The organism is Streptomyces sp. DH41 (assembly GCF_029813785.1).
Lineage (GTDB): Bacteria > Actinomycetota > Actinomycetes > Streptomycetales > Streptomycetaceae > Streptomyces.
Map to the genome: position 1 here is coordinate 14,158 of NZ_JARVKY010000008.1, position 15,602 is coordinate 29,759.

The following is a 15,602-nucleotide window of genomic DNA, read 5'->3' on the forward strand; positions in this document are numbered from 1 at the left end:
GGCCCGTGCGGACGCTACGCGCGCGTCAGCCGCAGGGTCATCAGCTGGAACGGGCGCAGCCGTACGGCGATCCGGTCGCCGTCGGCCTCGACCGTGGACTCCTCTTTGGCGAGCGGCCGCTCCAGCAGGTCGGTGACCGCCACGCCGGCGACCTGGAAGCCGGCCGTCAGGGTGGCCCGCACCCGGCCGCCATGGGCCTCGTGGAAGCGGACGACGACGTCGCCGCTGCCGTCGTCGGCCAGCTTGACGGCGGTGACCACGACCGCGTCCCGGTCGGCCGACACCAGCGGCGCGACCTCCCCGGCGCCCGTGACCCGCCGCTCGGGCAGGTTGATCCGCCAGCCCTCGCGCACGGCGTCGCCGATGCCCGCGCCCGGCACCAGCGCGTGCCGGAACCGGTGCACGCCCTGGTCGGTCTCGGGGTCGGGGAAGCGCGGGGCACGGAGCAGGGACACCCGGACCGTGGTGGTCGTACCGGCGTCGCCGTCGGTACGGACGGTGCGGGTGACGTCGTGGCCGTACGTCGAGTCGTTGACGACGGCCACACCCCAGCCGGGCTCCTCCAGGTGGAGGAAGCGGTGATTGCAGGCCTCGAACTTGGCCGCCTCCCAACTGGTGTTGGTGTGCGTGGGCCGGTGGAAATGCCCGAACTGGGTCTCGGACGCGTACCGTTCGGCGTGCACGTCGAGCGGGAAGGCGAGCTTGAGGAACTTCTCCGTCTCGTGCCAGTCGACCTCGGTGTCCACTTCCAGCCTGCGCTCCCCCGGCGCCAGCGTCAGGAGCTGGATGACGCGGGAGGAGCCGAAGGTGCGGACGACCCGCACCGAGGCGCCGTCGTCGCCGGGGGCGACCTCGTCGGCGCCGGTGAGGTCGGTGACCGTGTTGCGGTAGAACGCGTCGACGTCCCAGGCGTCCCACATGTTGGGGAGGTCGGGGTGGAGCTGGAGCAGGTTGCCGGCCCCGCCCGGCGCGATGGTCTCGCGGTCGGCGGCGATGTCGTACGCCGACACGACCAGCCCCCGGTCGTCGATCTCGACGCGCAGCAGACCGTTGTCGAGGACATGGCCGCCGCCGGGGCGGGCGGTGCGGCCGGTGCGGCCCCCGGTGGCGGGCGCGGCGGCGGCGCCCGCCGGGACTCCTGCCCTCGCGTGCGGGGCGGAGTTGAAGACCAGCGGGGTGGCGCCCTCGCCGGCCAGGGCGCGCTGCGCGGCGTCGATGATCCCGTTCAGCTCGTCGGCGACCCGGTCGTAGGTCGCGCGGGCCTCGCGGTGCACCCAGGCGATGGAGGAGCCGGGCAGGATGTCGTGGAACTGGTGCAGCAGGACCGTCTTCCAGACGCGGTCCAGGTCGTCGTACGGGTAGGGGAACCCGGCGCGCACGGCGGCCGTGGCCGCCCACAGTTCGGCCTCCCGCAGGAGGTGTTCGCTGCGGCGGTTGCCCTGCTTGGTCCTGGCCTGGCTGGTGAGGGTGGCGCGGTGGAGTTCGAGGTAGAGCTCGCCGACCCAGACGGGCGGCTCGGGGTTCTCGGCCTCGGCCTTCTCGAAGAAGGCTCCCGGGGTCTCCCAGGTGACGGTCGCCGAGCCCTCCAGGTCACGCAGCCGGGCCGCCTTGGCGATCATCTCGCGGGTGGTGCCGCCGCCCCCGTCGCCCCAGCCGGTCGGGGCGAGGGAGTGCCGGGCGACGCCCTTGTCCTTGAAGTTGCGGGCGGCGTGCGCGATCTCGCTGCCCTTCATCGAGCAGTTGTAGGTGTCGACGGGCGGGAAGTGGGTGAAGATCCGGGTGCCGTCGATGCCCTCCCAGCGGAAGGTGTGGTGCGGGAACTTGTTCGTCTGCGACCAGGAGATCTTCTGCGTCAGCAGGTACTTGGTGCCGGCCGCCTTGATGATCTGCGGCAGTCCGGCCGCGAAGCCGAAGGTGTCCGGGAGCCACGCCTCGTCGTTCTCGACGCCGAACTCGTCGAGGAAGAACCGCTTGCCGTGCACGAACTGCCGGGCCATCGCCTCCGAGCCGGGCATGTTGGTGTCCGACTCCACCCACATGCCGCCGGCCGGCACGAACCGGCCGTCCGCCACGGCCTTCTTCACCCGGGCCCACACCTCGGGCCGGTGGTCGCGGACCCACGCCCACTGCTGGGCCTGCGACATGGCGAAGACGAAGTCCGGCTCGTCCTCCAGGAGGGCGGTCATGTTGGAGGTCGTACGGGCCACCTTGCGCACGGTCTCGCGCAGCGGCCACAGCCACGCCGAGTCGATGTGCGCGTGGCCGACGGCGCTGATCCGGTGCGCCGAGGGGACGGCGGGGGCGGAGAGGACGCCGGTGAGGCGGGTACGGGCCTGCTCCGCCGTGCCGTTCACGTCCTGGAGGTCGACCGCGTCCAGCGCCCTGTCCACCGCGCGCAGGATCTCCCAGCGGCGCTGTGACTCCACCGGCAGCTCGGCCATCAGCTCGCCGAGCACCTCCAGGTCGAGCACGAGGTTCCACACCTCCTCGTCGAGGACCGCGAGGTCCATACGGGCGAGGGTGTACAGCGGTTCGCCGCCGGCGGTGTCCTTGTCGCCGAGCGGCGTGGGCACGAAGGGGCGGGTGCCGAAGATGACGGGGTTGGAGGCGGCCTCGACGTGCAGGCGCACCTCCTCGCCGCCCTCGACGGGGGCGCCGATCCGCACCCACTGGTTGCGGGGGTTGATGCCCTTCACCGGGGTGCCGTCGGGACGGTGGACCAGGCCCTCGCACTGGAAGCCGGGCATGTTCTCGTCGAAGCCGAGGTCGAGGATCGCCTCGACGGTCTTCCCGGCCCACTCCTCGGGCACGGTGCCGGTGACGCGGAACCAGCTGGTGCCCCAGGGAGCGCCCCAGCGGGCGCCCACCTCGATGGGCTCGGGGGCGGCGGCGAGTCCCTCGGCGACCGGCACAGGCTCACCGGGGGCGTTCCACACCGCGACGTCCAGCGGCAGGAACTCGGGGTACACGGCGGGGCGGATGCGCTCGTCGAGGACGCGCTTGAGGCGGGCTTCGACCAGGTCGCGGTCGTCATGCATGCGGGGTGCTCCGTGGTTGAGGGGGCGGACGAGGGCGGAGTGCGGGGGCCTCCCGGGGGGTGTCAACCAGGTGTGGGTCACGGTGGCGGGGGCCGACGTGGTGTACAGCTCCCCCACCGCGCGCACTTCGAACCGTGCGGCGCGGGCCCGCTTCGGTGCGGTGCGGCGCGTCCGCTCGACAACCGCGTTCACACCGGACGTCAGCCATGTCGGGTCGGCCGGCACAGGGCGGGTCGGCCGGTTCGGGCTCTCGACGCGGAGGTGCCCGGGCGGGCAGAGTGCTTTCTGCGTACTCGCCAGTAATCCCGTTCCCCCGCCACCCCGAGGAGCCCTCCGTGACCGACTGGGCCGGCCGCACCGCCGTAGAGATCGCCGCCGCCGTACGGGAGAAGCGGGCCACGCCCCGTGAGGTGGTGGCCGGGCATCTGGCCCGTATCGAGCGGCTCGACGGCCGTGTCGGCGCCTTCCGCGTGGTGCGCGCCGAGGCGGCGATCGCCGAGGCGGAGGAGGTGGGCGCCCGGGGTGATCTGGGCGAACTGCCGCTGGCCGGCGTGCCGGTGGCGGTCAAGGACAATCTCGCGGTACGCGGCGAGTCCACGCGCAACGGCTCGGCCGCGACACCGGACACGCCCGCCGGTCAGGACCACGTCACCGTGGCCCGGCTGCGGGCGGCCGGCGCGGTGGTGGTGGGACTGACGAACGTACCCGAGCTGTGCGTGTTCGGCACCACCGAGGGCGTGCACGGCACCGCCCGCAATCCGTGGGACCCGGCCCGCACCGCGGGCGGCTCCTCCGGCGGCAGCGCGGCCGCGGTCGCCGCCGGGATGGTGCCGATCGCGCTCGGCAACGACGGCATGGGCTCACTGCGCATACCGGCGGCCAACTGCGGCCTGGTCACCGTCAAGCCGGGCCACGGGGTGGTGCCGGCCGGGATCGGCGACGGCGACTGGTTCGGCATGTCCGAGAACGGGCCGCTGGCCACGACGGTCGAGGACGCCCGCCTGATGCTCGCGGTCCTCGCGGACGACCTCGCGGACGGTGAACCGCCGCGCCGCGAGGACACCGGCACCCTCCGCGTCGCCGCCTCGCCGCGCAGCCCCCTGGCCGGGGTCACCGTCTCCCGCCCCTACGCGGAGGCCGTCCGCGAGGCCGCCGGGGTGCTGATGAGGGCGGGACACCAGGTGCGCCGGGCCGACCCGCCCTACCCGGCGTCGCTGAGCCTGACCGCCCTGGCCCACTGGACGGCCGGTACGTCCGTGGACGCACGGGACCTGGACCGGCGGCTGCTGGCGAGGCGGACCCGGGTGCACGCGGCCCTCGGGCGGCGTTTCGTACGCACGGTGGCGACCGGCAAGGGCAGGGAGGGGCTCCGCGGGCGGTTGGAGCCGTTCTTCCGCGAGTACGACGTCCTGCTCACCCCGGCACTGGCCCGCCGCTCCCCCGAGGCGGGGCCCTGGCACGAGCGGGGCTGGCTGCGCAACATGGCGGCCAACTCCGCGTACTCGCCCTTCACCCCGCCCTGGAACCTGACCGGCTGGCCCGCGCTGGTGGTCCCGTTCGGCACCCTGCCCTCGGGCGCCCCCTGCGCCGTACAGCTGGCGGGGCCGCCGGGGGCGGAGGCGGCGCTGCTGGAGCTGGCGGAGCGGATCGAGGCGCTGCGTCCCTGGCGGCGGACGGCACCGCTGGACCGACAGGTCCCTACAGCGCCCGGTGCATGATGTGCAGGCCGATCCGCCCGTGCCGCGGGTGGTCGAAGGCGTCCGGCACCGTGCCCAGGATCGTGAAGCCGAGGGAGGTCCAGAGCTTCACGGCCGGGTTGGTCTCGACTACGGCGTTGAAGACCATGCCCCGGTATCCGTCCGCCCTGGCGGCGGCCAGGACGTGCTCGGCGAGGGCGCGGCCGGTGCCGCGGCCGGCCCGGTCGGGGTCGACCATGAATCCGGCGTTGGCGATGCGGGCGGCGGGGCCGCCGTAGTTGGGAGTGACATAGGCGGAGGCGACGACGGTGCCGGTGTCGTCCTCGGTGACGTAGACGCGTTTCGCGGGGTTCATCCACAGGGCCCGGGCGTCCTTCTCGGACGTGTCCGGGCCCCAGGCGTAGGTCTCGCCGGCCGCCACGATGCGGTGCCAGAAGGGCCAGATGTGCGGCCAGTCGTCGGCCGTCGCTTCCCTGATCAGCATGGGCGCGAGTCTCGCACGCCCATGCGGCCGGCAGATCCCGCGGGTGGCGCCGCGGGTCAGTCCACGCTGGGCAGGATGTGGGGCTCGGCGAGGTCCTCCTCGTACCCCGCGAGGCGGATCGGGGCGGACCGGGCCCACACGTCGAGGCTGCCGAGCTCTCCGGGCCGGCGGCCCGCACGCTCGGTGCGTTCCTTGGGGCGTTGCTCTGGATTCGTCGTCGTCTCCGGTGTCACCGCGCACTCCTTATGTGTCGGGTCACCCTCGGGGCCTGTCCCGCCAGTCTCCTGTCCGGCACCCGGCGCCCGCTCGGGTGTGAGTCGAATGCAGTTCGGACGCGGTGGCGCCGGTAACTCGTGCGAGAACAGGCCGTTGTGAACCGGCTTGTCCCATGACGGACCTTGGGTGTGGGTAGTGCCCTGTGCGGCCGTCCGTCCGCCTCAGATTAACCAAATGAGCGGGGGTGCGCTCTATGGGGCTCAAAACATGGGAGAACCATTGCCTTTCGCTTCGCGTACAGTTGACCCTGTTCCAGCCGGTTTCGCCCGCTTGTGTACTGCGCGCGACTCACCCGTTCGGCCCACATCGCCGACCACGCATTCGAATGTCGGCGGCGACGGGACGCACAGTTAAGTTGCCGTTGGCTGCGGCGCAAGCTCGTCATGGTCTCCTGCCGGTCGGCAACGGCTGTCTCGTGGGAGGACCGAGGCATGGAACTGCGCAGCGTCGAGGAGCTGATGGACCTGCTGTACGCCTGCCGGGGCGAACGGTCCGCCGCGGAGCACGGCAGCGGGTTCGCGGACCCGCACGGGCACGCGCTGCGGACCGCCGCGCTGCTGCGCCGGCGTCGCCCCGCCGACAAGGAACTCCAGGTGGCCGGCCTGGTGTCGCCCGTGGGCCGGCTGCTGTGGCCCGGCAGCCATGCCGGCCGGACCGCGGACGTGGTGCGGCCGCTGCTCGGTTCGCGCGTCGCCCGCCTGCTGCGCCGGCACGCCCATCCGGACGCCTGGGCCCACGACGAGGATCTGGTCAGCCTGCGCCAGGCCGACGAGGAGGCTCGCACCACCCTCTTCGACGCCGGGGTCCTGGAGGACTGGCGCACGGTACTGGAGCTGACGGCGGCGCGGAACTCGCGGCTGGGCGCCGTCGAGTGAGCCGTCGTGGGCCCGGCCCATCGCCGACCAGCCCACCGGACCGGCCCATCACCGCCGACCAGCCCACCGCCCGCCTGCCCGACCGCCGCCGGCCCGGCCCGGCCCATCGCCGTAGGCCCCGGTGGGCCCGTCACCACTTGCCGGGTGCGTAGTCCTTGAGGAAGACGCCGTACAGGTCCTCGCCCGCCTCGCCACGCACGATCGGGTCGTAGACGCGGGCGGCGCCGTCGACCAGGTCGAGGGGGGCGTGGAAACCGGCCTCGGCCAGGCGCAGCTTGTCGTAATGAGGACGCTCGTCGGTGATCCAGCCGGTGTCGACCGAGGTCATGAGGATGGCGTCGGTGTCGAACATCTCCTGGGCGCTGGTCCGCGTCACCATGTTCATGGCGGCCTTGGCCGCGTTGGTGTTCGGGTGGCCCGCGCCCTTGTAGCCGCGGGCGAACACGCCCTCCATGGCGGAGACGTTGACGACGTAGGCGCGCCCCGCGGTCGCCTTGCGCGCTGCCTCGGCCATCGCCGGCCGCAGCGCGCTGATGAGGATGAACGGCGACGTGTAGTTGCACAGCTGGGTCTCGAGCAGTTCCACCGGGGAGATCTGCTCGATGGTCTGGACCCAGGTGTTGCTGTCGACGACGTCGGGGACCAGGCCGCCCGCGTCGATGGCGGTGCCCTCGCGGTGCCGGACCACACTGGCGTTGCCGGCGACCAGGGCGAGGTCGGCCACCTGCTGCGCGTCGAGCCCCGACGCGCCGACGGGCAGCGCCGCCAGCCCGTCCACGGCACCGGAGTCGAAGGCGCCGATGACCTGGTGCGCGGGCAGTTCACCGGCCGGCAGCGGGGCGCTCTCGCCCTCGACGAGCGCGGCGTAGGCGGAGGGCAGGCGGCGCACGGTCTGGGTGGCGTTGTTGATCAGGATGTCGAGCGGGCCCTGCTCGGTGACCCGCTCGGCCAGGGCCACGGCCTGGGCCGGGTCGCGCAGGTCGATGCCGACGACCTCCAGGCGGTGGATCCACTCCCCCGAGTCGTCCATCGCCTTGAAGCGGCGGATGGCGTCCTTGGGGAAGCGAGTCGTGATCGTGGTGTGCGCTCCGTCGCGCAGCAGCCTCAGCGCGATGTACATGCCGATCTTGGCCCGGCCGCCGGTGAGCAGCGCGCGCTTGCCGGTGAGGTCGGCGCGGGCGTCGCGGCGGGCGCGGTTCTCGGCGGCGCAGCTCTGGCAGAGCTGGTGGTAGAAGTAGTCGACCTCGGTGTACCGCTGCTTGCAGATGTAGCAGGAGCGGGGGCGCTGGAGTATCCCCGCGATGGTGCCCTCCTCGGTGCGGGAGGAGGGCAGGATGCCTTCGGTCTCGTCGTCGATGCGCTCGGCGGAACCGGTGGCGGTGGCCTCGGTCACCGCCTTGTCGTGGGCGGTCTTGGCAGCCCGGCGCTCCTGACGGCGGCGCTGCTTGACCATCCGGTAGATGTGCGAGGTGGCCCGGCGGACCCGGATCGCGTCCGGGTGGTCGAGGTCGATCCCGTCGAGTTCCTCCAGCACGCTCAGGCAGACGGCGAGCCGCTCCGGGTCGATACCGGGGCCGTACGCCGCCTCGCCACCGGACGCGTACGCCGTCGCCTCGTCACCGGACTCGTGCACCACCTCGTCCGTGGTCGCCGAACCGTCCTGTGTCACCGTCATCGCCGCTGCCGTTCCCTGGTCACGTCGCGGCGCTCGAGACGCGTCCGCTTTCGAACAGCGGATTTTATTCGGCGCCGGGGCACGGAGCCAAACCCGTGCGCCTCAGGGACCGCAGGCGGTGAGCAATGTCTCCACCTCCTCGGACAGGGCCAGGGCCAACCGGTCGAGGTCCGGCACCGCCTTCGCGTCGGCGACCAGGCCGTAGTGGACCTGTCCGCGGTACGTCGAGACGGCCACCGCCAGGGAGTGGCCGCGGGCCAGCGGCGCCAGCGGGTAGACCTCGGTGAGCGGGTTGCCGGCGAGCCGCAGACCGAGGCTGGGCAGGGGCACGCTGGTGACCAGGATGTCGAACCAGAGCCGGGCCGCCTGCCCGACCAGCGGTCCGCCGAGCCGGTGACCGAGTGCGGGCACGTGGTCGGCGAGCAGGGCGACGGCACCGGCTCCCCGTCCCGGCCCCGCGTCCTTGTTGCGGTCCATGGCGGTGCGGACCGCGTCGAGGCGGGACAAGGGGTCGGGGTCGCCGACCGGAAGCCGTATCAGGTAGCCGGAGAGCCGGTTTCCCTGTGGGTGGGCGGCGCGGGGGCGGCGCTTGGCGACGGGGATCAGGGCGCGCGGCGCGACGCCCTCACTGCCGTCGCCGCGCTCGTCCAGCCAGCGGCGCAGGGCGCCGGCGACGACCGCGATCAGGACGTCGTTGACGGTGCCGCCGACGGTCTTGCGCACCCGGTGCACGTCGTCGAGGTCGATGGCGACGCCCGCGGTGCGACGGGTGCCGGAGGACGCCGCGGTGAGCGCGGCCGAGGAGCGCACGTCGAGGGTGGACAGGGCCGCGGCGGCGCCGATGTCGAGGGCGCGGCCCGCGTCGGACAGGGCGCCGCGCACCCGCCGGGGCAGTCCGCGCACGTCCGGCAGGAGGCCGCGCGGGGGCTCCTCGGGGCGTGGCCTGGGCGCGGGCAGGTCCATCGGGTCGAGGATCCCCGCGGCGAGGGTCAGGGCCCGCAGGCCGTCGGCCAGGGCATGGTGGAACTTGAACAGCACGGCGAAGGAGCCGCCGTCCGCGCCCGGCAGCACATGGGCCTCCCAGGGTGGCCGGCCGCGCTCCAGCGGGCGTTCCATGAGGCGGCCCGCCCGGGCGTGGAAGTCCGTCGTCGGGGCGTGCAGCCTGATGTGGTCGAGCGGGTCGAAGCCGGGGTCGGGCTCGCGGGTCGCGCCGCCGAACGCGAACGGCCGCCGCAGGGCGAGTGGCGGCTGCCAGGTGTCCCGGATCCGCATCCGCAGTCCGGGCACCGCGGGGGCGCGGGCGGCGAGCAGGTCCGCCGCGTGGGCACCCGCCGTGGGCGAGTCGGCCTCGAAGACCCCGACCGCGCCGAGGTGCATGGGGTGCTCGGCGGACTCGATGTTCCAGAACGCCAGGTCGAGGGGAGCGAGCGGATCGGGAGTCAAGGGCTTGCCTCGCAAGGACGACGCACGGACGACGGATGGACAAGCAGTCAATCGCCCCCCGCCGATTACGGTCAAGTACGATCAAGCTACGCACAGTTAACAGCAGATTAAAGTCCCGCTGCTGCGAGAGGGGTGGGACTCCAGGGACTCATGGGGCGCCTGTGCTCACGTCAGCGGTGGCGGTGCCGCCCGTGCGGTGGTTCCCCACCCGGACGGCTGCGGGCCGACCGTGTCCCGCTGAGTCGGGACCGGGTCCGGCGCACCGGCTGGGAACGGTTCACCCGTCGGTGAGGTCCCGGCCGGCCGTACGGCCGGCCGGGGCGGTGAGCAGCGGCGGACGCTGTCACCACCCCGGCCACGCGCGGGCGCGGGCGCCGGGTGTACAGGTACGGGCGCGCACGCGGACGTCAGATGCGGGCGCGCACGCGGACGTCAGGCGCGGGCGCGCACTCGGACGTCAGACGGTCGGACACCCCGCGGGAGTGGGCTGGGACGCGTCGTGGATCAGGGCCTCGTGGGCAGCCTTCACCCGCTCGACGTCCGGCTTGAGGACCTTGCGGTCGTAGGTCGTCAGGCCGTTCAGCTCGCCCTCGACGTCCGAGATCTGGGTGTAGACGGCACCGTTGCTGCCCCGGCAGACCAGGGCGCGCACCTCGTCGAGCTTGGTGAGGTAGTCGTCGGTGTACGTCTGGGGGTCGACGTCGACGTACGACTGCTGCACGGACCAGGCGTGTCCGGGCACCGCGAGACCGAGGCCGCCGTACTCGCCGGTGACCAGGGCGCGTTCGCCGTCCGGCGAGGGCGGCAGGGCGGGGCTCGGGTAGCCGTGCTCGTCCATGAGGTCGCCGGCGCCTCCGTCGGCCCCGAGGTTCAGGCCCGACTGGTTGTTGACGAGGCGGGTCGGGTCCCAGGCCTTGGCCTGCTCGGCGACGCGCTTGATGTCGTACTGCCCCCAGCCCTCGTTGAAGGTGACCCACATGATGATCGACGGGTGGCTGACGTGTTCGTCGATCATCTCCTTCATCTCACGCTCGAACTCGGCCCGGGAGGCGGCGTTCGGGTTCACCCCCGGGGTCATGGAGGGCATGTCCTGCCACACCATCAGACCCAGCTTGTCGGCCCAGTAGAACCAGCGGTCGGGCTCGACCTTGATGTGCTTGCGCACGGAGTTGAAGCCGAGCTTCTTGTGCAGCTTCAGGTCGTACGCGAGGGCCTCGTCGGTCGGGGCGGTGTGCAGGCCGTCCGGCCAGAAGCCCTGGTCGAGGGTGGCCATCATGAAGACCGGTTCGCCGTTGAGGATCGTGCGCGGCACGCCGTTCACCTTCTCGACGGCGATGGAGCGCATCCCGAAGTAGCTCTCGACGTGGTCCCGTCCGACGGTCACCTCGAGGTCGTACAGGAACGGGTCGTCGGGTGACCACAGGCGAGGGTCGTGGATCTTCAGGGTCAGCGGCTCGCCGGTGCGTCCGCTCACCGTGGCGACCCTGCGGTGCCCCTCGTACGCCGTCGCCCTGATCCGTACGCCGTCGCGCACGCCCTTCGGCTCAACGGTCAGGGTGCCCGCGTCGACGTCCGGGGTCAGCTTCAGGGAGTCCACGTGGTCCCGGGCGACCGGCTCCATCCAGACCGTCTGCCAGATGCCGGAGCTGGGCGTGTACCAGATGCCGCTCGGGTCCAGGCTCTGCTTGCCGACCGGCGGGTTCTCGCCGCCCCGCGCGTCGGTCGGGTCGTAGACGCCGACGATCAGCTCCTGGGTGCGGCCCGGCTTCAGCGCGTCGGTGACGTCGGCGCTGAACTTGTCGTAGCCGCCCTTGTGCTCGGCGACCCTGGTGCCGTTGACGTACACCTCGGACTGCCAGTCGACGGCGCCGAAGTTGAGCTTCAGCCGCTGGCCGTGGCCGATGTGCCAGTTCGCCGGGACCGTGAAGGTGCGGCGGTACCACATGCGGTCCTCGTGCCGCTGGATGCCGGAGAGCTGGGACTCCACCGGGTACGGGACGAGGATGCGCTCCTTCAGGTTCTTGCCGACCGGCGGCTGCTCACCGGCCTCGGCGGCGGCGAACTGCCAGCGGCCGTTGAGGTTGCGCCAGGCGTCACGGGTCAGCTGCGGTCGCGGGTACTCCGGGAGGGCGTTGTCCGGGCCCACCTCGTCGGCCCAGTCGGTGCGCAGCTCGTATGTCGAGTGGTTGCCGCCGCTGCTCCAGAAGGCCTTGACAACGTTGCCCTCGGCGTCGGCGAGGCCGCCTTCCCCGTCGTAGCGGACGTCGGCGGTGCCGGGGGCGTCGCCGTCCTTGTTGCCGACGACGGGCTGGTCGAGGGCGACGAGGAGGGCGGTGGGGTCGGCGGGGTCGACCTTCGCCTCGCCCAGGGGCCACTTGGCGCCGCCGATCACCGCTTCGAGGTGGTCGTCGAGGCCGGCCGGGGGCGCGGCGAGCGGGCGCGGGAAGTCGAGCTTGAGGGTGCGGCCGGTGGCCTGGACGGTGGTCGCCGTCGCGCCGTCGTAGTCGAAGCCGTCGGGCAGGCGGAACGCCGACTGCGGGACGGGCTCCTTGCTGCCGCCGGGCTCGGTCCAGCGCAGGTGGAGGTTGGAGCCCCCGTAGTGCTCGAAGTACTCCAGCTTGATGTCGTAGGACTGACCGGTAGTCAGTTCCACGGGCTGGGCGGTCTGCTCGCGGTCCCAGTCGTCGACCCAGTGGTCGATGGCGAGCTGTCCGCCGATCCAGAGGCGGAAGCCGTTGTCGCCGATGACCGAGAAGGTGTGGGCGCCGGTCTTCTCCGGCACCAGTTTGCCGGTCCAGCGGACGCTGACGTCGTCCGACTGCCCGGTGGCGAAGTTCAGCCGCGGCTCCAGGGTGTCGAAGTCGAGCTGCGGGTCGAAGCCGGTGGCCTTGAGTTCGTGGAAGTCGAAGGCTCCGGGGGCGGACTGGGTGTAGTACTCGCCCTTCAGGCCGTGGATCTCCGCGGCGTCGTCGTCGGCCGCGCTCGCGTTCGGCACGGCGGCGAGGCCGGCGACGCCGAGGGCGGCGGCGAGCAGTAACGCCAGTCGGTCTCTGAGTCGTTTGGTGCGCACTGACCCTCTCCTCGAGAACGGGTGGTGGCTGATGGCTCAGGGTTCGGACATCGATGTCATGCGTTTTCGCGCATGACATACATCGATGTAACAACGGATGTGCAGTGGCATGACAACACGGATTCCACTTGACGTCCAGGGACATGACAACAACCCCGGACGCCTCTCGGCTGTCGCGGGCACCGGGGGTATCGCGGACACCGCGGGTACCGCACGCACCCTCGGCCGGCCGCCTACCCGCCCCGCCACGCCGCCCACCCCGTCACAGCACCCGCTGCCCCTTGCCGAGCGCGATCACGCCTCCCTTGGAGACGGTGTACAACTCGGCGTCCCGCTCCGGGTTGACGCCGATCGTCGCGCCCGGCGGCACGTCCACGTTCTTGTCCAGCACCGCCCCGCGCACGACCGCACCCCGGCCGACGTGCACGTTGTCGTGCAGCACCGAGCCCTGCACGACCGCTCCCGGGTCGACCACCACGCCCGGCGAGAGCACGGACCGGGTGACCTGCCCGCGGATCAGACAGCCCGCGCTGATGATCGACTCGCCGGCGATGCCGCCGGCGTTGAAGCGGGCGGGCGAGAGCTGACCGGAGTGGGTGTAGACCGGCCAGTCCCGGTTGTAGAGGTTGAACGCGGGCCGCTCGGCGATCAGGTCCATGTGGGCGTCGTAGTAGGCGTCGAGGGTGCCGACGTCCCGCCAGTAGCCCTGGTCCCCGGTGGTCTCCCCCGGCACGTGGTTGTCGCTGAAGTCGTACAGCGCCGCCTCGCCCCGGTCGGTGAGCCGGGGCAGGATCGAACCGCCCATGTCGTGCACCGAGTTCTCGTCCTCGGCGTCCCGGTACAGGGCTTCCACGAGGGCCTTGGTGGTGAAGACGTAGTTGCCCATCGAGGCGAAGACGCACGCGGGGTCGTCGGGCAGTCCGGGAGGATCGGCCGGCTTCTCCAGGAAGCCGGTGACGGCCCGGCCGTCGGAACCCGGGGTGATCACGCCGAAGGAGGGCGACTGGGCGCGCGGGACCCGTATCCCGGCCACGGTCACGCCCGCGCCGGACTCGATGTGCTGGGCGAGCATCTGGCGCGGGTCCATCCGGTACACGTGGTCGGCGCCGAAGACCGCGACGTACTCGGGCTGTTCGTCGTGCACCAGGTTCAGGGACTGCAGGATCGCGTCGGCGCTGCCCAGGTACCAGCGCGGGCCCAGACGCTGCTGGGCGGGGACGGGGGTGACGTAGTTGCCCAGCAGGCTGGACATCCGCCAGGTGGTGGTGATGTGCCGGTCCAGGGAGTGCGACTTGTACTGGGTGAGGACGCAGATCCGCAGGATGTCGCCGTTGACCAGGTTGGACAGCACGAAGTCGACCAGCCGGTAGGTGCCGCCGAAGGTGACCGCGGGTTTCGCGCGGTCCGCGGTCAGGGGCATCAGACGCTTGCCCTCTCCGCCCGCCAGCACGATCCCGAGCACCGAAGGACCTCCACGACGCATGGCCGCTCCCCTCACCCTCGTTCACCCCCGGCTGCCCCCGGGCGGGGCGGCCTAAGCCTGCTGGAGGATCTCCTCGTACTACGCCTGCTTGAGGATCTCCTCGTAGAGCCCGACCGTGCGGCGGGCGACCGCGTCCCAGCCGAACTCGTCCACCGCGCGCTCCCGGCCCGCCTCACCCATCCGCCGGGCGGTCTCCGGGTCGCCGAGGACGGAGTCCAGTGCCCGGGCGAGGCCCGCCTCGAAGTCGTCGTCCCGGTCGCCGTTCCCGTTGTCGTCGCCACCGTCGTCCCTGGGGACGAGGACCCCCGTCTCGCCGTCCGCCACGACCTCGGGGATGCCGCCGATCCGGGAGGCGACCACGGGCGTGCCGCAGGCCATCGCCTCCAGGTTGACGATGCCGAGGGGCTCGTAAACGGAAGGACAGACGAAGACCGCGGCGTGCGTCAGCAGCTGGATCACCTCCGGGCGCGGCAGCATGCGCGGGATCCAGTACACGCCCTCGCGGGTACGGCTCAGCTCGGCGAAGAGGTCGCGGAACTCCTGGTCGATCTCGGGGGTGTCCGGGGCTCCGGCGCACAGCACGACCTGCGCGGCCGGATCGATGTCCCGTGCCGCGCGCAGCAGGTGCGGCACGCCCTTCTGGCGGGTGATGCGGCCGACGAACAGGACGTACGGGCGGGAGCGGTCCAGGCCGATCCGGTCCAGGGCGTCGGCGGCGGGGTCGGGCCGGTAGAGGGTGGTGTCGATGCCGTTGTGCACGACGTGGACCCGGGAGGCGTCCAGCGCCGGGTAGCAGCCGAGGATGTCGTCGCGCATGGCGCCGGACACGGCTATCACCGCGTCGGCGGACTCGACCGCGGTGCGCTCGGCCCAGCTGGAGAGGGCGTAACCGCCGCCCAGCTGCTCGGCCTTCCAGGGGCGCAGGGGCTCCAGCGAGTGGGCGGTCACGACGTGCGGGATGCCGTACAGGAGCTTGGCGAGGTGGCCGCCGAGGCCCGTGTACCAGGTGTGGGAGTGGACCAGTTCGCGTCCTTGGAGGGCGGCGGTCATGGCGAGGTCCACGGAGAAGGTGCGCAGCGCGTCGTTGGCGCCGTCGAGTGCGGACCAGGAGCGGTGCCGCAGCACGCCGTCGGCGCGGCCCTCGCCCCAGCAGTGCACGTCGAGGTCGACGAGGCGGGCGAGCTCCCGGGCGAGGAACTCGACATGGACCCCCGCTCCGCCGTACACGTCCGGCGGATACTCCCGGGTCAGCAGTCCCACACGCACCCGGAACCTCCCGTCTCGGCGGCTGGTCCCCTCATGGTCACTCAGACGAGGCGCCTGGGGAAGAGTGCCGGGGCTGTGGAGACCGGGGAGCGGAAGCCCCCGCCGGCCGGGTGGACCCCGGTGGCTGCGCGAACCCCGGCGGCCGGGCAGACCCCGGCGACGGCTGAGCAGGACCCGGCGGTCAGGCAGACCCCGGCGACGGCTGAGCAGGATCCGACGGTCAGGCAGACCCCGGCGACCGGGAGAAGCACCCGACGGTCAGGCAGACCCCGGCGACCGCTGAGCAGCACCCGAC

10 protein-coding genes are annotated in these 15,602 nt (G+C 72.4%); 2 read left to right on the forward strand and 8 right to left on the reverse strand.

Features of this window, described 5'->3' with window-relative positions:
* Positions 1–14: 14 nt before the first annotated feature.
* Positions 15–3,038 (reverse strand): alpha-mannosidase, encoded by a 3,024-nt coding sequence (locus QC283_RS15115; RefSeq protein ID WP_279562026.1) that lies wholly within the window; start codon positions 3,036–3,038, stop codon positions 15–17.
* 335 nt (positions 3,039–3,373) lie between these two features.
* Between QC283_RS15115 and QC283_RS15120 the strand changes: the two genes are divergently transcribed.
* Positions 3,374–4,756 (forward strand): amidase, encoded by a 1,383-nt coding sequence (locus QC283_RS15120; protein ID WP_279562027.1) that lies wholly within the window; start codon positions 3,374–3,376, stop codon positions 4,754–4,756.
* Here QC283_RS15120 and QC283_RS15125 read toward each other — a convergent pair.
* Positions 4,737–5,219 (reverse strand): GNAT family N-acetyltransferase, encoded by a 483-nt coding sequence (locus QC283_RS15125; protein WP_279562028.1) that lies wholly within the window; start codon positions 5,217–5,219, stop codon positions 4,737–4,739. The genes QC283_RS15120 and QC283_RS15125 overlap by 20 nt on opposite strands.
* Positions 5,220–5,275: 56 nt before the next feature.
* On the reverse strand, positions 5,276–5,452 hold the full coding sequence (locus tag QC283_RS15130; protein WP_279562029.1) for a hypothetical protein: 177 nt from the start codon (positions 5,450–5,452) through the stop codon (positions 5,276–5,278).
* A 474-nt stretch (positions 5,453–5,926) separates the two neighbouring features.
* Between QC283_RS15130 and QC283_RS15135 the strand changes: the two genes are divergently transcribed.
* Positions 5,927–6,370, forward strand: a complete 444-nt coding sequence (locus QC283_RS15135) for a hypothetical protein (protein ID WP_279562030.1) — start codon at positions 5,927–5,929, stop codon at positions 6,368–6,370.
* Positions 6,371–6,500: 130 nt separating this feature from the next.
* On the opposite strand, the gene QC283_RS15140 is transcribed toward QC283_RS15135, so the two are convergent.
* The 5 genes from QC283_RS15140 to glgA all read right to left on the reverse strand — a co-directional run bounded on the left by QC283_RS15140 (position 6,501) and on the right by glgA (position 15,307).
* Positions 6,501–8,045: an SDR family NAD(P)-dependent oxidoreductase gene (locus QC283_RS15140; protein ID WP_279562031.1), complete on the reverse strand. Its 1,545-nt coding sequence runs from the start codon at positions 8,043–8,045 to the stop codon at positions 6,501–6,503.
* A 102-nt stretch (positions 8,046–8,147) separates the two neighbouring features.
* Entirely contained in the window at positions 8,148–9,488 is a 1,341-nt protein-coding gene (locus QC283_RS15145) for a wax ester/triacylglycerol synthase family O-acyltransferase (RefSeq protein WP_279562032.1), read from the reverse strand.
* Between the two features lie 457 nt (positions 9,489–9,945).
* Positions 9,946–12,558: a PA14 domain-containing protein gene (locus QC283_RS15150; RefSeq protein WP_279562033.1), complete on the reverse strand. Its 2,613-nt coding sequence runs from the start codon at positions 12,556–12,558 to the stop codon at positions 9,946–9,948.
* Positions 12,559–12,820: 262 nt separating this feature from the next.
* On the reverse strand, positions 12,821–14,041 hold the full coding sequence (gene glgC, locus QC283_RS15155; protein WP_279562034.1) for a glucose-1-phosphate adenylyltransferase: 1,221 nt from the start codon (positions 14,039–14,041) through the stop codon (positions 12,821–12,823).
* A gap of 78 nt (positions 14,042–14,119) precedes the next feature.
* Complete coding sequence (glgA, locus tag QC283_RS15160; protein WP_279562035.1) at positions 14,120–15,307, reverse strand: glycogen synthase; 1,188 nt, start codon at positions 15,305–15,307, stop codon at positions 14,120–14,122.
* Positions 15,308–15,602 lie beyond the last annotated feature (295 nt).